Source organism: Propioniciclava sp. LT432 (assembly GCF_059515965.1).
In genome coordinates this window covers 1-17,239 of sequence record NZ_JCAKNE010000026.1, presented here as the reverse complement: position 1 = coordinate 17,239, position 17,239 = coordinate 1, and the positions used below count along the sequence as shown (strand labels likewise).

At 71.1% G+C, this 17,239-nt stretch carries 16 protein-coding genes and 1 pseudogene; 5 read left to right on the top strand and 12 right to left on the bottom strand.

Annotated features, from left to right (window positions below; all coding sequences use genetic code 11):
• Positions 1–14: 14 nt before the first annotated feature.
• From AC5YDV_RS14735 to hemE, 10 genes and pseudogenes are all read right to left on the bottom strand, one after another.
• Positions 15–530, bottom strand: a complete 516-nt coding sequence (locus tag AC5YDV_RS14735; protein WP_496184236.1) for an NfeD family protein — start codon at positions 528–530, stop codon at positions 15–17.
• A 50-nt stretch (positions 531–580) separates the two neighbouring features.
• Positions 581–799 carry a hypothetical protein gene (locus AC5YDV_RS14730; RefSeq protein WP_496184235.1) on the bottom strand — a complete coding sequence of 73 codons (219 nt, stop codon included), beginning with the start codon at positions 797–799 and terminating at the stop codon, positions 581–583.
• Between the two features lie 89 nt (positions 800–888).
• Positions 889–2,604, bottom strand: coding sequence for an FAD-dependent oxidoreductase (locus tag AC5YDV_RS14725; RefSeq protein ID WP_496184234.1), 1,716 nt, complete (start codon positions 2,602–2,604; stop codon positions 889–891).
• Positions 2,605–2,654: 50 nt separating this feature from the next.
• Positions 2,655–4,007: a glutamate-1-semialdehyde 2,1-aminomutase gene (hemL, locus tag AC5YDV_RS14720; protein WP_496184233.1), complete on the bottom strand. Its 1,353-nt coding sequence runs from the start codon at positions 4,005–4,007 to the stop codon at positions 2,655–2,657.
• A 64-nt stretch (positions 4,008–4,071) separates the two neighbouring features.
• Entirely contained in the window at positions 4,072–5,580 is a 1,509-nt protein-coding gene (putP, locus tag AC5YDV_RS14715; RefSeq protein WP_496184232.1) for a sodium/proline symporter PutP, read from the bottom strand.
• Positions 5,581–5,697: 117 nt separating this feature from the next.
• Positions 5,698–6,666, bottom strand: a complete 969-nt coding sequence (hemB, locus tag AC5YDV_RS14710) for a porphobilinogen synthase (protein ID WP_496184231.1) — start codon at positions 6,664–6,666, stop codon at positions 5,698–5,700.
• Positions 6,663–7,337, bottom strand: a complete 675-nt coding sequence (locus AC5YDV_RS14705) for a uroporphyrinogen-III synthase (protein WP_496184289.1) — start codon at positions 7,335–7,337, stop codon at positions 6,663–6,665. Before AC5YDV_RS14705 ends, hemB begins: the two co-directional genes overlap by 4 nt.
• An 87-nt stretch (positions 7,338–7,424) precedes the next feature.
• Positions 7,425–8,339, bottom strand: a pseudogene (gene hemC, locus AC5YDV_RS14700) (hydroxymethylbilane synthase); the annotation flags it as partial.
• Positions 8,336–9,850 carry a protoporphyrinogen/coproporphyrinogen oxidase gene (locus tag AC5YDV_RS14695; protein WP_496184230.1) on the bottom strand — a complete coding sequence of 505 codons (1,515 nt, stop codon included), beginning with the start codon at positions 9,848–9,850 and terminating at the stop codon, positions 8,336–8,338. The pseudogene hemC and the gene AC5YDV_RS14695, both read right to left, overlap by 4 nt.
• On the bottom strand, positions 9,847–10,899 hold the full coding sequence (hemE, locus tag AC5YDV_RS14690) for a uroporphyrinogen decarboxylase (protein ID WP_496184288.1): 1,053 nt from the start codon (positions 10,897–10,899) through the stop codon (positions 9,847–9,849). Before hemE ends, AC5YDV_RS14695 begins: the two co-directional genes overlap by 4 nt.
• A 75-nt stretch (positions 10,900–10,974) precedes the next feature.
• Between hemE and AC5YDV_RS14685 the strand changes: the two genes are divergently transcribed.
• The 5 genes from AC5YDV_RS14685 (at position 10,975) to AC5YDV_RS14665 (ending at position 15,355) form a co-directional block, all read left to right on the top strand.
• On the top strand, positions 10,975–12,357 hold the full coding sequence (locus AC5YDV_RS14685; protein ID WP_496184229.1) for a glutamyl-tRNA reductase: 1,383 nt from the start codon (positions 10,975–10,977) through the stop codon (positions 12,355–12,357).
• The gene (locus AC5YDV_RS14680; protein WP_496184228.1) at positions 12,354–13,535 is read left to right on the top strand and encodes a ferrochelatase; all 1,182 of its coding nucleotides are present in this window, start codon (positions 12,354–12,356) and stop codon (positions 13,533–13,535) included. Before AC5YDV_RS14685 ends, AC5YDV_RS14680 begins: the two co-directional genes overlap by 4 nt.
• Before the next feature lie 156 nt (positions 13,536–13,691).
• Positions 13,692–14,444, top strand: coding sequence for a hydrogen peroxide-dependent heme synthase (gene hemQ / locus AC5YDV_RS14675; protein WP_496184227.1), 753 nt, complete (start codon positions 13,692–13,694; stop codon positions 14,442–14,444).
• 141 nt (positions 14,445–14,585) lie between these two features.
• Positions 14,586–14,759 carry a hypothetical protein gene (locus tag AC5YDV_RS14670; RefSeq protein WP_496184226.1) on the top strand — a complete coding sequence of 58 codons (174 nt, stop codon included), beginning with the start codon at positions 14,586–14,588 and terminating at the stop codon, positions 14,757–14,759.
• Positions 14,726–15,355 carry a class I SAM-dependent methyltransferase gene (locus tag AC5YDV_RS14665; RefSeq protein WP_496184225.1) on the top strand — a complete coding sequence of 210 codons (630 nt, stop codon included), beginning with the start codon at positions 14,726–14,728 and terminating at the stop codon, positions 15,353–15,355. Before AC5YDV_RS14670 ends, AC5YDV_RS14665 begins: the two co-directional genes overlap by 34 nt.
• Before the next feature lie 65 nt (positions 15,356–15,420).
• Here the strand turns inward: AC5YDV_RS14665 and AC5YDV_RS14660 are convergent, their stop codons facing one another.
• Both AC5YDV_RS14660 and AC5YDV_RS14655 read right to left on the bottom strand, forming a co-directional pair.
• The gene (locus tag AC5YDV_RS14660) at positions 15,421–15,657 is read right to left on the bottom strand and encodes an HNH endonuclease signature motif containing protein (protein ID WP_496184224.1); all 237 of its coding nucleotides are present in this window, start codon (positions 15,655–15,657) and stop codon (positions 15,421–15,423) included.
• Positions 15,658–15,834: 177 nt separating this feature from the next.
• Positions 15,835–17,079, bottom strand: coding sequence for an IS4 family transposase (locus tag AC5YDV_RS14655; RefSeq protein WP_496182899.1), 1,245 nt, complete (start codon positions 17,077–17,079; stop codon positions 15,835–15,837).
• Positions 17,080–17,239 lie beyond the last annotated feature (160 nt).

Below are 17,239 nucleotides of genomic sequence, written 5' to 3'. Positions count from 1 at the left end.
CGGGTGTCAGGGGGTCAGGGAGTCAGTTCGGGGGAGTCGCTGGTGGGGCGGACCTCGACGGCGGTCGGCGACACGACCGCGGACACCCACACCTCGGTGCCGGACTCGATCGGGACGTCGGCGCGGGCGCTGAACTTGCGGACGTGTCCGCCCGCGACGAGGCGCACCTCGCCGAAGCCGCCGGGCGGGATGGCCGTGATCACGCGCGCGGAGAGTCCGACGAGGGAATCGGATCGAAAGGTGTGGGCGTCGTCGTGCTTGAGCCGGCGGGTCAGCGCCATGGCGCCCCAGGCGGCAAGGATGCCGATGGCGAGGCCGGACGCCACCGCCACGACCAGGTGGGCGGTCAGTGACAGCCCCAGCGCGCCGCCGAAGCCGAAGGCCCCGACGAAGGCGCTCAGCGAGGAGATGGAGAACAGGTCGTTGTCGAGCGCGTCCAGGCCCAGGGCGCCGTCGAGGACGTCACCGACGATGAGCGCGACGAGGGCCAGCGCGACCCCGAGGGCACCGATCACCAGGAACGTCGTCACCCGGCCCACCTCCCCTCGTGTGGCTCCACACTACCGGGGCGTGCTGACGCTCAGCGTGGGTCTCGGCCCCCTGCGGCGGGCCCTCGGGCACCTGCCCTCCGCTCGCGCACCAACCGCACCGCGGACAGCACGGCCAGGGCGCCGATGCCGATGAGGGCCGCGAGGTTGAAGCCCTGGACCTCGCCGCCGGTGGCCACGCGCTGCCACGCGTCGTAGCTGAGCACGGCGAGCAGGGCGAGCTGGATGACCAGCAGCAGGGAGGTCCTCACCCGTCCGACCCTAGCCTGACAGCAACGTGACCGTGCCCGCCGACGGGCGGGCACGGTCAGTGCGGGCATGGGAGCCGGCGGTCAGGCGGTCAGGAGGCCGTCACGGCCTTCGACGCCCGCCCGGCGGCCCACGTCTTGTAGCCGCCGTCGAGGTTGACGGCGTCGCGGCCGGCCTGGGCCAGGATCCGGACGGCCGTGTGGCCCCGGATGCCGACGGCGCAGTGGACCACGAGCAGCCCCTCGGGCAGTTCGTCGAGGCGCGCGCGCAGCTCGTCGACGGGCACCAACAGGGAACCGGGGATCGACCCGGAGTTGTGCTCACCGTGCGTGCGGACGTCGAGCACGGTCGCCCCGGCCTCGACGGCGGCGTCCACCTCGTGCCACTGGATCGACCGGGTGGTGCCGCTGCGCAGGTTGTCGGCGACGTGGCCGAGCATGTTGATCGCGTCCTTCGCCGAGCCGAACGGCGGCGCGTAGGCCAGCTCGAGCTCGGCCAGCGCGGACGCCGTGAGCCCGCCGGTCAGGGCGGTGGCGATCACGTCGATGCGCTTGTCGACGCCCTCCTTGCCGACGCCCTGGGCGCCCAGGATCGCGTCCGTGTCGGGGTCGACCAGCAGCTTGAGGGACATGCCCTCGGCGCCGGGGTAGTAGCCGGCGTGGGAGGCCGGGTGGGTGTGGATCGCGCGGTACGGGCGTCCGGCGGCGACGAGGCGCTTCTCGTTCCAGCCGGTCGAGGCGACGGTCAGGTCGAACACCTTGACGATCGCGGTGCCCAGGACGGGACGGTTCGACGCCGGCAGGCCGGCGATGTGGTCCGCCACGCGGCGTCCGGCCAAGTTGGCGGTGTTGGCCAGCGGGACCAGCGTGGCCTCGCCGTCGAGGGCGTCGAACTTCTCGGCCGCGTCGCCCACGGCGTAGATGTCGGGATCACTCGTGCGGTGGTGGTCGTCGACCGCGATGCCGCCGCGCGTGCCGACCTTCAAGCCCGCCGCGGCGGCCAGCGTCGTGTCGGGGCGGACGCCGATGGCGGCGACCACGACGTCGGCGGGGATCTCGGAGCCGTCGGCCAGCGTGACAGAGGTGTCGCCGATGGTGGTCACGCCGGAGCCCAGCCGCAGGTCGATGCCCGCGGCGCGGATCGCGTCGTGGATCGGCGCGGCCATCTCGGGGTCGAGGGGCGTCATGACCTGCGGCATGGCCTCGACCAGCGTGACGTCCAGGCCCTTGTGCACCAGGTTCTCGGCGACCTCGATGCCGATGAAGCCACCACCGATGACCACGGCGGTGGCCGCGGTGTCGGGATTGTCGGCGAGGATGTCAGAGTCCTCGGGGCCGATGAAGCCCTCGGCGTTCAGGGCCTTGGTCGCGGCGTCCTCGACGGCGGCGACCATCGCGTCCGTGTCCTCGATGTCGCGCAGGCTCAGGGCGCGCTCGATGCCAGGGATCGGCGGGCGCACCGGGCGGGCGCCCGGAGAAAGGATCACCTTGTCGTAGGGAAGGTCCTCGGTGGCGCCGGTCACGACGTTGCGCGTCCGGACGATCTTCGCCGCGCGGTCGATCTCCGTCGCCTCCGTCGCGACGCGCACGTCGAGGCGGAAGCGCGCCGCGAGTGACTCGGGGGTCTGCAGAAGCAGCGACGAGCGCTTCTCGATGACGCCGCCGACGTGGTAGGGAAGTCCACAGTTGGCGAACGACACGTAGCCGGATCGCTCGAGGACGATGATCTCGGCGGCCTCGTCCAGCCGCCGCAGGCGGGTCGCGGCGCTCATGCCGCCGGCCACGCCACCGATGATGATGACTCGCATGATCAGGAATATACCCCCGGGGGTATGTACTCCGCCAAATTGCCCGGCCGTCAGGCCGTGGTTGTTGCCACGGCAGGAGCCCCAGCACGAGCCGCGGCACGGGCTGCGGCGGGCAATGCCTCGGCGATGCGGTTCAGCGCCGCGTCGTCGTGGGCGGCGCTGAGGAACCAGGCCTCGAACACGCTCGGCGGGAGCGTCACGCCGGCGTCCAACATGGCGTGGAAGAAGGGGGCGAACCGGAAGACGTCCTGCGCCTTGGCCTCGTCGTAGTTCGAGACCCCCCGCTCGGCCGCCTCCGTGCCGAAGAAGACGCTGAAGAGGTTGCCGGCAGTCTGAACGCGGTGCGCCACCCCCTCCGCGACGAGCGCGGCGGAGACAGCCTCCTGCAGCTGGGCGGAGGCGCGGTCGACGTGGGCATAGACCCCGGCGTCCGCGAGCTGGAGGGTCTTGATGCCGGCGGCCGTGGCGAGCGGGTTCCCCGAGAGGGTGCCGGCCTGGTAGACGGGGCCGACGGGGGCGAGCAGGTCCATGACCCCCGAGGGCCCGGCAAGGGCGGCCAGCGGCATGCCGCCCCCGACGACCTTGCCGAAGGTGACGAGGTCGGGGGTCCAGGAGGGGGAGTCCACCCCGGCCTCGAGGCCCCAGTAGCCGGCGGCCGTCACGCGGAAGCCGGTGAGGACCTCGTCGCAGATCATCAGGGCGCCGTGCGCGGCCGTGAGGCGGCGGATGGCCTCGTTGAACCCGGGGGCCGGCGGGACGACGCCCATGTTGGCGGGGGCCGACTCGGTGATCACGCAGGCGATCTCGGAGCCCCGCTGGGCGAAGACCGCCTCGAGGGCGTCCACGTCGTTGTAGTCGACCACGATCGTGTCGGCCGCCGCGGCCCGGGTGACCCCGGCGGAACCGGGCATGCCCTGGGTGGCCACCCCGGAGCCGGCCGCGGCCAGCAGCGCGTCCGAGTGACCGTGGTAGCAGCCGGCGAACTTCACGATGACGTCGCGCCCGGTCGCGCCCCGCGCCACCCGGATGGCCGTCATGGTCGCCTCCGTGCCCGTGGACACGAAGCGCACCTTCTCCGCGAACGGCACACGCCCGCGGATCAACTCGGCGAGCTCCACCTCAGCGGTCGTGGGGGCGCCGAACGACAGGCCACGCGTCGCGGCCTCCTGAACGGCGGCGACCACCTCGGGGTGGGCGTGCCCCAGCAGGGCCGGGCCCCACGAACACACCAGGTCCACGTACTCGCGTCCGTCGATGTCGACGACGTGCGGTCCGCGCGCGGCGCTGAGGAACACCGGCGTCCCGCCGACGCTGCCGAACGCCCGCACCGGCGAGCTCACACCGCCCGGGATGACCGCGCACGCGTGGCGGTAGACCTCTTCCATCGACATGTGGCCGGGCATGGTGTCCTCTCGATCGGGTTCGTGTGTGTCATTCTCCCACGCGACCAGCGTGCGGTCGGGCCCCTCAGGCGCGCTCGGGGACCTTCTCCTGCTGCTTGGCCATCGCCACGGCGGTGTCGAACTCGGCGTCGATCTGCGGGTTCGGCTTGTAGGTGGCGAGGGAGACGACGAAGGCCACGCCCAGGTTCAACAGGAACGCCGGCAGGATCTCGTACACGTCGAAGATGCCGCCCAGGGGGTTCAGCACGAGCTTCCACACGAAGACGGTGGCGGCACCCACGACCATGCCGGCGGCCGCGCCCGCAGTGGTGAGCTTGCGCCAGTACAGCGAGAGCAGCACCGTCGGGCCGAAGCCGGCCCCGAAGCCGGCCCACGCGAAGGACACCAGCCCGAGGATCGTGTCGTTGCGCTGCACCGCGAGCAGGGCCGCCACCAGGGCCACGATGAGGACGCCGGTACGGCCGAGCCACACCCCGCCGCGCGGTGAGATCTGGCGGCGGAAGAAGGCACGGTAGATGTCCTCGACCAGGGCCGAGGAGGTCACGAGCAGCTGCGACGAGATGGTCGACATGATGGCGGCCAGGATGGCGGCGAGCATGAACCCGGCGACCATGGGGTGGAACAGGAGCTTGCCCAAGGCGATGAACACACCCTCGGGGTTGCCGAGCTGGGTCTCGTCCTGCTGGTAGATGGCGACACCGACCAGCGCGGTGAGCGAGGCGCCCAGGGTGCTGACGACCATCCAGCTGATGCCGATGCGGCGGCCCTTCGTGGCCTCGGACGCAGAAGTGAGCGCCATGAAGCGCACGATGATGTGCGGCATGCCGACGTAGCCCAGGCCCCAGGCCAGCGCCGAGATGATGCCGATGGCGGTGCCGCCCTCGAACCAGGTCAGCAACAGCGGGTCGACGGCGTTGACCTGCTCGACCAGGGCGACGGGCCCACCGAGGGTCCAGATGCCGACGACCGGCAGGATGACGAGCGCCAGCACCATCATCAGGCCCTGGACCACGTCGGTCCACGACACCGCGAGGAAGCCGCCCACGAGGGTGTACAGGACGGTGACGCCGGCGATGAACAGCATGCCGGTGAGGTAGGGGACGCCGAACGACTCCTCGAAGAAGGTGCCGCCCGCGACCATGCCGGAGCTCACGTACAGCGTGAAGAAGACCAGGATGAGCGTCCCTGAGACCAGGCGCAGGACGTGGGAGCCGTCCTTGAGGCGCGAGTCGAGGAAGGACGGGATGGTGATCGAGTCGCTCGACACCTCGGTGTAGGTGCGCAGGCGCGGGGCGACGAACTTCCAGTTCAGCCAGGCGCCGATGGTCAGGCCGATCGCGATCCAGGCCTCCACGAGACCGTTGACGTAGAGGGCGCCCGGCAGGCCCATCAACAGCCATCCCGACATGTCTGCCGCGCCGGCCGACAGCGCCGAGACGAAGGGGCTCAGGCCGCGCCCTCCGAGCATGTAGTCGTCGAGGTCCTTGGTGCGGCGCTCGGCCACGAAGCCGATCACCACCATCGCGATCAGGTAGATCGACATCGAGATGATCTGCCACGTCTGGTCTGTCATGTCACTCCCCGGGGACGGCCCCCAGGAGGTCTGGGACCTGCGTGGAGGGTAGCGGACCTGGCACTTGCCGGGGCCGCGAAATCACACTCCGGTCCGGACCGTGGTGCAACTCCGCGCTCAGCGGTGGGGCGCGAGGTCCAGGGCGAAGTAGGTCAGGACGATGTCGGCGCCGGCCCGGACGATCGAGGTCACCGACTCGGCGGCGGCGGCGTCCCGGTCGATCCAGCCGCGCTCGGTGGCCGCCGCGATCATCGCGTACTCGCCGGACACCTGGTAGGCGGCCACGGGCACGTCGGACGCCGCGGCCACGTCGGCCAGCACGTCCAGGTAGTGCGACGCCGGCTTCACCATGACCATGTCGGCGCCCTCGGCCAGGTCGAGGATCGCCTCGCGCAGGCCCTCGCGGCGGTTGGCGGGGTCCTGCTGGTACGTCCGGCGATCGCCCTTCAGCGACGACCCGACGGCCTCGCGGAAGGGGCCGTAGAAGGCCGACGCGTACTTCGCCGAGTAGGCGAGGATCGCGACGTCGTCGTGGCCCGCGGCGTCCAGCCCCTGGCGGATCGCGAGCACTTGGCCGTCCATCATCCCAGACGGCCCGACGACGTGGGCGCCGGCGTCCGCCTGGGACACGGCGAGCCGGACGTACGCCTCGACCGTCGCGTCGTTGTCGACCCGGCCACGGGCGTCCAGGACGCCGCAGTGGCCGTGGTCGGTGAACTCGTCGAGGCATGTGTCGGCCATGACGACGATGGCCTCGCCCACCTCCTCGCGGACCGCGCGCAGGCCCTGGTTGAGGATGCCCTCGGGGTCCTCGCAGCACGAGCCCGTGGCGTCCTTGTCCGCGGTGGCGGGGACCCCGAACAACATCAGGCCGCCCAACCCGGCCTCCGCGGCCCGGGTGGCCTCCCGGCGCAGCGAGTCGAGCGTGTGCTGGACGACGCCGGGCATGGACTCGATCGCCACGGGGGCCTCGATGCCGTCACGGACGAACACCGGCAGCACCAACTGCCCCGGCGAGACGCGGGTCTCGCGGACGAGGGTGCGCATCGCCGGCGTGGAACGCAGGCGGCGGGGACGGATGATCATCGGTTCTCCTCGGTGAGCGCGCGGACGAGGGCGTCGACGACGCCGGGTCCGTCCTGGGTGGTGGCGACGGCGTCCACGTGGAGGCCGACGGCGTCGGACGCCGCCGCGCTCGGCTCGCCGAGGGTGACCACGGCGACGTGGGAATCGGGCAGGCCCAGCAGGTCGACGACCGCGCGGGCGATGGACCCGGCGGTGACGACCACCGCGTCGTACTCGGCCCAGGGCCGGATGTCCGGGACGTCGTCGACGGGGGCGGTCGTGTAGGTGTGCACGACCTCGACGTCCCAGCCGCGTTCGGTCAGGCCGTCGGCCAGGACGGGGCTGGCCAGCGCCGAACCGGCGAGCAGCGCCGAGGCGGTACCTTCCGGCAGCGCGGCGAGCAGGGCGGCGGCGTCCGACCGGCCCGTCGGCACGACGTCGACGGACGCCCCGGTCGCGGCGACGGCGGCTGCCGTGGACGGTCCGACGGCGGCGATGTGGTCGGCCAGGTCGGCGAGGTCCACCTCGGCCTCGGTGAGCATGCGGACGCCCACGGGTGAGGTCAGCACGAGCCAGTCCACGTGGCCCGGGAGGGCGAAGGGCAACGGCCGGGTCTCCGTGACGGGGACGGCGTCCACTTCGGCGCCCGCGGTGCGGATCTCCTGGGCGAGGGCACCCTCGGGGCGCGGCAGCAGGACCCGGCGTCCGACGAGCGCCTCGACGGTGCCGGGCGCCCAGAGGGCCTTCTCGTGGTGGAAGTCCGCCAGCTGGCTCTCCCGGGACGCGCCGAGCGGCGTGATGTCCGCGGCACCCCGTTCGAGCAGCTCGCGGGCGACCTCGAGTCCGAGTTCGCCCGGGTCGACGGGGAGGGGGACGCTGCGACGCACCGTGACCTCCGCGGTGCCCTCGGGGTTGAACACCGACGCGGTGAACTCCAGGTGCCCGTTCGCGACGCGGGCGTGGGCACCGACGGGGGCGGCGCAGCCGGCCTCCAGGGCGGCCAGGACCGTGCGCTCGGCCGTGACGGCGAGACGCGTCTCGGGGTCGTCGATCTCCAGGAGCGCCTCGCGCAGCTCGACGTCGATGGTGCGGCACTCGACGGCGAGGGCCCCCTGGCCGGGGGCGGGCAGGAGGTCGAGGATGTCGGTGGCGGCGTCGAAGCGGCCGAGCCGGGCCAGTCCCGCGCGGGCCAGCACCACGGCGTCGAGGTCGCCCGGGGTGGAGCCGTGGCCGTGGACGCGGGCTAGCCGGGTGCCCACGTTGCCGCGGATCTCGACGACGGTCAGGTCGGGCCGCTTCGCGCGCAGTTGGGCGGCGCGCCGGGGCGAACCGGTGCCGACGCGCGCCAGCGAGGGCAGTTCGGCTAACGTCAGGCCGTCGCGCGCGCACAGGGCGTCGAACGGCAGCTCCCGCTCGGGGATCGCCGCGACCGTCAACCCCTCGACCGGCGCGGTGGGCAGGTCCTTCAGCGAGTGCACCACCAGGTCGACGTCCCCCCGCAGCAGCGCGAGGCGCAGGGCCGCGGCAAAGACGCCGAGTCCGCCCGCCTCGAGCAACGACCCGGAGGTGACGTCGCCCTCGGAGCGGATCACGACCAGCTCGACGTCGTGCCCCAGCGCGCGGAGCGCGTCGGCGACGTGCCCGGATTGCGTGCGGGCCAGCTCGGACCCACGGGTTCCCAGCCTGAGTTTCACGAGGCCGTCCCCTCCGCCCGGCCCTCCGCGCGGCCCTGCGCGCCGGTGTCGGCGCCTGCGTCGGCGCCTGCGTCGGGGCCCAGTTCCGCGCCGACCCGCGAGGCGTGCGCGACCACGGCTGCCAGGCCGGTGCCGGCGAACCAGGCGCCCGTGATGGCGAGGCCGGGCAGGTCCTCGAGGCGTCGTGTCAGTTTCTCCACCCGGACGCGGTGGGCTGGGGTCTGCGGCGGGAGCGAGTTGGGGAAGTGGACCACCGCGTGGCCGGCGACCTGGTCCTCGGTGAGGTCGATCCCGAGCAGCACGGACGCGTCCGCGAGGGCGTCCGCCAGCGTCGGCTCGGGCGTCGGGACGCCGGCGCGGCCGTACGAGACCCGAAGGACGTGCTTGCCGGTGCCCTCGACGACGGTCGGCCACTTGATCGAGTAGTGCGTGATGGCCTTGCAGGCGACACGACGCTCGGCACCCTCGGCGTCCGGAGTGACGAGGAGGCCGGAGCCGCGCGGTCCGGCGTCCAGTTGCGGCGCGTCCAGGACGAGGCAGACCTGCGCGAGGTCGGCGCCGCGGGGGAGGTCCCAGTCGCCGATCGCGAGGTCGGCGATGGGGCGGAGCAGGTCCAGCGCCGCCCGTCCGTCGAGCGCGACCACGAGGCGGCCGGTGGTGACGACCTCGGGCTCGCCCACGGGAACCGGCGGGTCAGCCGGGTTCGGGGCACGGCCGGCCGCGTGGTGGGTCACGCGCCACCGGTCGCCGTCGCGTTCGATCGCCGTGACGACGCGGCGGGTCGCGACGGTGCCGCCGAGTTCGCCGATGCGGGCCGACAGCGCCCGGGGCAGGGTGAACATGCCGCCGGACACCGAGCTCACGACCGCGCCCGCAGGGGCCGCGGCGCGCAGCGCGGCGGCCGCCCGGACCAGCGAACCCTCGCGGGACATTGCCTCCCGCAGGCCGGGGGACACGACGTCGACGGACAGCTGGGACGGGTGCGCCGAGTGGACGCCGCCCGCGACCGGGTCCACGAGCCGGGTGAGGACCTCCTCGCCGAGACGGGCCACGACGAGCGACGCCACGTCGGCGGCGTCCGCCCCCGGCCCGGGGCCCATGGTGAGGTCCTCGCGTGCGCGTTCCAGGCCCTCGGGGGAGAGCAGGTCGACCACGATGGGGTCGTCCAGGTCGGTCGGGATGCCGAGCACGCCGTGGGGGATGCGGACGGCGTGGCCCGGGGTGTCCGAGCCCGGCGCGGGCCGGTGGGACCAGAGCCACGCGTGCCCGGACGGATCGACGACCTCGAGGCCCAGCTCGCGACACAGGTCGGCCGTCGCGACCGACCTCTTCGCGTACGACTCGGCACCGAGGTCGACCCACACCCCGCCGATCGGGGCGCCGAACACCAGGCCGCCGCAGGTGCCGCGGGACTCCAGCAGGAGCGGGGAGTGCCCCGCCTTGGCGAGGGTGTGCGCGGCCTGAAGGCCGGCCATGCCGCCGCCGACGACGACCGAGGGAACGTCGCTCATGGCTGGTGGATCAGCTCGACGAGGCGGGTGAGGATCGCGGGATCCGTCTCCGGCGGGACGCCGTGGCCGAGGTTGACGACGTGGGTGTGCGCGGCGCGGCCCCGGGCGAGGACGTCACGGGTGTGGGTCTCGAGCGCCTCCCAGCCGGCCAGCAGGCGGGCGGGGTCGATGTTCCCCTGCAGGGGGATGCCCGGCAGGCGGGCGGCCGCCTCGTCCAGCGGCGTGCGGTAGTCGATGCCCACGGCGTCCGTGCCCTTTGACATCTCCTCGAGCAGGTGACCCGTGCCGGTGCCGAAGTGGAGGCGCGGCACGCGTCCCTCGACGGCCGCCAGCGCGCGGCGGGACCACGGGGCGACCGACGCGGCGTAGTCCGCCAGCGGCAGCGAGCCGGCCCAGGAGTCGAACAGTTGGACGGCCGAGGCGCCGGCGTCCACCTGGACGGTGAGGAACGCACCGGACAGGTCGGCGCACCATTCCATGAGCTTCGCCCAGGCATCCGGGTCGCGCAGCATCAGGGAGCGGGCGGCGAGGTGGTCACGGCTCGGGCGTCCTTCGACGAGGTACGCCGCGAGCGTGAACGGGGCCCCGGCGAAGCCGATCAGCGGCGTCCAGGACGCGTCGCCGGACGGCGTGGTGGCCAGTTCGTCGGTGATGATCCCCATGGCCTCGGTGATCATCGAGGTGTCGCCCAGTTCGTGCCGGACGAGGCGGTCGACGTCGGAACCGGTGCGGATGGGCTCGGCGATCACCGGGCCGACGTTCGGGACGATGTCCACGTCCACCCCCGCCAGCTTGAGCGGGATCATGATGTCGCTGAAGAAGATCGCGGCGTCGACCCGGTGGCGGCGGACGGGCTGCAGGGTGATCTCGGCGGCCATCGAGGGGATCAGGCAGGACTCGAGCATGCCCGTTCCTCGGCGCAGGTCCCGGTACTCGGGGAGGGAGCGTCCGGCCTGGCGCATGAACCAGACGGGGTTGGTCTCGGGTCGATCGCCGTTCAGGGCGCGCAGCAACGGTGGTGTCGGGCTCTGGGTCACGGGGCCGATCATAGGCGTCATCAGGGGACCGCCTGTGGAGCTGTTCGATTCGGCACAGCTGCGACTCAGTGGTTCAATGGCCTTCTCATGGCGTTGCACTTGATCTCCATCCACCACGCCGAGCATGGGCTCGGTGCCGTGGAAACCGCCACGGAGGCGGTGCCCGGTCTGGGCCAACGTGTCGTCGCGGCATCGGACGCCGTGCGCGGCGCAGTCGTGCTGGCCACGTGCAACCGCGTCGAGGTCTATGTCGACGCCGACGCGCCCACGCACCACGTCGCGGAGGTCGTGGGTTCGGAGCTGGGGTCCACCCCGATGACCATCCGCGAGGACGCCGACGCCCTGCAGCACCTGTTCGATGTCGGCGCCGGCCTCGATTCGATGGTCGTGGGCGAGCGCGAGATCGCCGGCCAGTTGCGCCGCGCGCTGAAGCGGGCCCATGAGGACGGGCTGGCCACCGGCCTGCTCACCGAGACCATCGAGCAGGCGCTGAGGACCTCCCGCAAGGTCTCCCACCTGACCCGGCTCGCCGCGACCGGACGGTCCGTCGTCTCCGTGGGCCTCGACCTGCTGCGTCGGGACTGGCCGCACACCCGCGTCCTCCTCGTCGGAACCGGGGCCTACGCGGGCGCGGTCGTGGCCGACCTCGGCCAGCGGGGCGTCGTCGACGTGGCCGTGTGGTCGGCCTCGGGGCGTGCGGCTGCCTTCACCGAGACCCATCCGGGCACGCGCGAGGCGGGCACCGACCTGCTGGACGCCGTGGTGGACGCCGACGTCGTCGTCACCTGCCGGGGCGTGGGGGCACCCATCCTGTCGAGGGACGACGTTGAGGCCGTGCAGTCCCGGCGCGGGGGGCGTGAGCTGACGCTCGTCGACCTCGCCGTCGCCCGTGACATCGACCCGGCCGTCGCCGGCGTGCCCGGGGTCTCGTTGCTCGACCTGCCGACCATCCAGCGTCACGTGCCGGATGCCTCCCGCCGGGAGTTGCGTCGCGCCCGTAGCTTGGTGGACGCCGGCGTCCGGGACCTGGTCGGTCGCCTGAAGGGACGTGAGATGGATCCGGCTGTGGTCGCCCTGCGCGACACCGTGAACGAGATGGTCAACGACGAGGTGGCGCGTCTCCCGCAGGGGCGACCGGTGTCGAGCGAGGAGGCCGCGCACGCCCTGCGTCGCCTGGCTGCCCGGTTGGTGCACGTGCCCAGCGTGCGGGCCCGCAAGGCCGCCAATGAGGGGCGTTCCGACGAGTACCTCACCGCCCTGGCTGAGCTGTGGGGCATCGAACCCGAGGTCAGGCCCGTGCTGGGCAACCTGGAGACCGTCCATGGGCACCTGACGGGCGGCGAGGTCCTGGCCGACCTCGAGCACCAGAACTCCCTCGTCCCGCCGGACCACCTCGACTGCGACACCTGTCCGATCACCGGCCTGAAGCTGTCCGACCTCGGTGACCGTCCACGTTTGGAGGCCATGTGAGCGACACCCACGGGTTCGGCTTCGACGCCATCTTCGTCCTGTCCTACGGCGGGCCACGCGGGCCCGAGGACGTGCTGCCGTTCATGCGCAACGCCACGCGCGGGCGCGGCATCCCCGACGAGCGCCTCGTGGAGGTCTCGGGCCACTATCAGTTGTTCGGCGGCAAGTCGCCGATCAACGAGCGCAACGCCGAACTGGTGGACGCCCTCCGCGCCGCCCTGTCCGAACGCGGGGTGGAGGTGCCGATCGTGATCGGCAACCGCAATTGGACGCCCTACGTCCGCGAGACCCTCACCGAACTCGCCGCATCGGGCGCCGGGCGTGTGCTCGTGCTGGCCACTGCGGCCTACTCGTCGTACTCCGGGTGCCGCCAGTACCGCGAGGACCTGGCCGCTGCCATCGATGTGGTCGGCGACGCCGCGGCCGGCATGGAGTTCACCAAGATCGGCCCCTTCGCCGAAACGGACGGCTTCGTCACCGCCAACGTGGACGCCGTGCGCGCCGCCCTGGCCGAGCTGCCCGGCGCCCGGGTGCTGTTCGTGACCCACTCGATCCCGCTGGCGATGGACGCCGCGTCGGGCCCCGAGTCGCCCGACGGACTCCGTGAGAACACCTACTCCGTCCAGCACCGCCGTGTCGCCGAGGCCGTGGCCGCCGGGGCCGGGCTCGCGGACGGGGAGTGGGAGATCGACTACTGCTCGCGTTCGGGCGCCCCCCACATCCCGTGGCTGGAGCCCGACGTCAACGACCGCATGGCCGAACTGGCCGAGGCCGGCGTCCGGAACGTCGTCACCGTGCCGTTCGGGTTCATCAACGACCACATGGAGGTCGTCTACGACCTCGACACGCAAGCGCGCCAGACCGCCGCCGAGCTCGACCTGGGGTACGTGCGGGCCGCAACGGTCGGCGTCCACCCGGCGTTCGTGACGATGCTCGCGGACGCCATTGTGCGCGCTTCCGCTCGCAGTGGTTCCGTTCCGGGCACGGCCCTTCCTGGCACGTCCGTTCCGGCCGCGTCCTCTTCGAGCGCGTCCGTTCCGGGCACGTCCCTTCTGGGGGTGGGCGCCGACCCCTCTGCGTCCACGCTGGGTGGGCTGCGGACGTGCTCGGCCACCTGCTGCGGCTCGGGCCGTCCCGGTGGGCCCCCACGTCCGGCCGCGTGCGGAGCCCCTGCCTGACCTTCGCGGGTGACCGACTGGGGCAGCCCGAGCCAGACGACCCGAGCCAGCTGACCCACTGCCCGACCAGACCGACCCGCTGCCGTCCGTGACCGACCCGATGCCGCTTCCACGACCGACCCACGATCCACCGACCGCACGATTCAAGGAGCACCCATGACCGAGGCACACCACGGCAAGACCCCCGGCGCGCCGTTCAGCGGCGACCCCCGTGACACCTATGTTTCGCCCGAGGAGGTCAACTCAGGCTCCCACTACGTCATGTACTCCGTCTTCACCACCTCGGGATACATGGCCGCCGACACCGCCGAGCGCGCCGAGCACGCCCGTCAGACCATCGAGGCGGTCGAGGCGACCGGAGTGACGATCCGTGGCTGGTACGACATCAGTGGTTTCCGCGCCGACGCCGACCTCATGGTCTGGCTGCTCGCAGACGACCCGACCAAGCTGCAGGCCGCCTACCACGCCATCCGCCGCTCGACGCTCGGCGAGGTGCTCGAGCCGCGCTGGAGCAACGTGGGTGTGCATCGTCCGGCTGAGTTCAACAACGCGCACACGCCCGCCTGCTTCTCGGGGATCGCCCCCCGCCCGTGGCTGACGGTCTACCCGTTCGTGCGCAGCTACGAGTGGTACTACATGGACTCCGCCAAGCGTTCCCACATGCTGCGCACCCATGGCATGGCCGCCAAGGACTTCCCGGACGTGCTCGGCTCCACCACCGCCGCGTTCGCGCTGGGCGACTACGAGTGGCTCCTGGCGTTCGAGGCCGATGAGCTCCATCGCCTCACGGACGCCATGCGGGCCCAACGCGAGGTCGAGGCCCGCCTCCACGTCCGCGAGGAGACGCCGTTCTTCACCGGCCCGCGTACCGAACTCGCCGCGTGGGTGGAGACCCAGCCGCACGAGTGATGGCGCAGGTGCGGCCCTCAGCCGTGGTCGCCGAACCCGCGTCCAGGCTCGCAACACAGCCAAGCAGGAGATCTGCAGGACAGCCTCGCAGGAGACCTGCAGGACAGTCGCGCAGGACAGCCACGCAGGACGGACCCACCGATGACCGAGCATGATGGCCCCTCCGAGAACAAGCGGCGGCGCGCGGCAGCCTTCAAGGCCACCGGCGAGGAGTACCACCGCCTGCGACCTGGCTACCCGGACGACGTCGTCGACTGGATGCTCCCCCCCGTGCCCGCACCGTGCTCGACCTCGGGGCGGGGACCGGCCTGCTGACCGACTCGCTCGTCGCCCGCGGGCTGGACGTGGTCGCGGTCGATCCCTCCTCGTCGATGCTGGATGTGCTCCGGCGACGCCACCCGGAGGTGCGCTTGGTGGTGGGCACGGCCGAGGACACGTCGCTGCAGAACGCCAGCGTGGACGCCATCGTCGTCGGTCAGGCCTGGCACTGGATGGATCCTGAGGTCGCCTCGGCCGAGGCTGCCCGCATCCTGCGGCCGGGCGGCACCCTTGCCATGGTCTGGAACCAGCGCGTGGTTTCCCCGGGCTGGGAGGCGGAGTTCCATGCCGTCCAGTACGGACAGGACGACCCCGAATCCCGTGTCGGCATCGACCTCGTGACCGAGGACGATCATGCCCGCCCACCCTTCGGCCCGCTCGAGGTCTTCACGACCACGTGGTCTGGGACAGTCCCCGCAGCCGACCACTTGCTCCTGTACACCACGCACTCGCCGTTCCTGGTGGCGGACGAGGCCGAGCAGGCTCGGAGGCTTGGTCGCTGGCGGGAACTCCTCGCCCAATTGGGCGCACTCGAGGTCGTCCAGACCTACGCGACACAAGCGTGGCGGTTCCGCCTGGCCGGCACCGGCTAGACGAGGTGGAACTGGGCCGGCTCCGGCAACGGACTCGTGGGGCCGCACCGCGCCCGACTGGCCGGTCACGATCGAGCCGCCAATCCGCGCTTGCTTGGGCGCGGCACCTGATCCGGGTCGATCGCGCGGGGCGGCACGAACTCCGGATGACCCCGTGAGTTGAGGCGCACCTGCCATCGGTCCGGTGGGGGACCGCTCCAGATCCTCGGTGGCTCGACCAGCGCGTGATGGTGCGGGCACAGGAGCACGAGATTGGCGAGCGACGTGGCTCCGCGGTTCCACCACGGCACGATGTGGTGCAATGCCGTTAAGTTAGCTGGGGCTGGCGAGTGTGGATTCGTGGTAGGTGTTCCTGCTTTATTCCGCGGTGTTGTGCACGTTTTGTGTTGTGGTAGGCGGCGAAGTGTCGCTTGACGACCCGCGGGTAGCTCCTGTGTCGTCGGGGAGGATTCGGGTGCGTTACGAGTTCGTCGACTATTTCATTCAGGATCGAGGGGGGAAAGTTCCGCGCCGCTGGAAATGTGGCGTCGGATGATTCTGAGAGCGCGAACGAACGATAATCGGTCGGGGTCGATCTCGGCGAGGTCGGAAGCGTTATGCACAAGTTTTCGGATCGCGTAGTGCGCCAGGAGGAGTCCCCAGATCTCTTGTTTGACAAGTTCGGGTGAGCGAGACCGTAGGACCCGGCCATGCGCGATCTGGTGGACCTCGATCTCATCAAAGACGTTCTCGATTTCCCAACGTTCGTGATAGAGGGCGGCGATTTCATCGGCGGGATAGCGGTCGTGGTCCAAGAGAGTGGTGATAATGCGGTACGTCGCCGAAGACCCCTCGATTGTGTATTCGACGACCCGGCAAGCGGTACCGTTATCGAGTAGCCACTGATGCTCGGCCCGCTTGTTATCGCGCCCATGGACGCGGGAGGATTGCCTCACTGCGCTTTGACGTGCGGGCGCCAAAAGGACGGACAGATACGATCCGTCGGGGTATTCGGTGATGGGGGGAAGGTTCAGGGTGCTCGCGACACGAAACGCGGCGTCCACCTTGCCCGCGATCAGCAATTCCCAGATCTTGTACGAGTAGAAGCCACGATCGGCAAGCAGGAGCGTTCCTTGCTCTAGCCGGCCGACCAGCCGCTCAGCCAGCGGCCGTTCGCTGGAGCCGAGGTCACCGATCACCGCGTGCGTAATGGCGTGAGTCCCACACTCGGCAACCGCTACCACCTGCACGCGCGGGAACACGCTGGCCCCACGTCCTCCCACGCTATAGCCGAACGTGGCGGCGTTGCCCGGCGACTCAGGAGCGTCCAGCACCACTCCATCAATAGCCATCACGCGTTGCCCGTGGAACCACGCCGACGGCGTCGCTGAGGAAGCCAAAGGCTGGGCAACACGCTCGAAAAGTAACTTCATGGGTTCTTCACCCAGGCGGGCCCGGGCCTGCGTGATTGCACTGGGCGTGGGAACATGCCAACTGGATAACCATCCACCGATGAATCTCAGACCGTTGACGAGCCTTCGCATGACTTCGTCATAGCTCTCCCCGAAGAACAGTCCCAACGCGATCACGTAGTAGACCACGACTCGGGCCGGAAGGAGACGCGAACGTTGCTCCCGCCGATTAGCCAGATCAATTGCCGTCTCGACCTCGTCCCGCGGAATACACTCCGCCAACACGCCCACAGGAAGATGATCCGTGAATTTCCGCGAAACGGATTCGTTCATAGCCCCACACTAGAAGAATCACCCCGGAGCGTCACGAACATAATCCCGCGAGTCGCACAAACCTCCGCAGACCACACCAACAAATCTCGAAAAATGCCGCAAGCATCCTCAAAGACCACTCACCCGCGAAGCAGTGCCAGCGGCTAACTTAACGGCATTG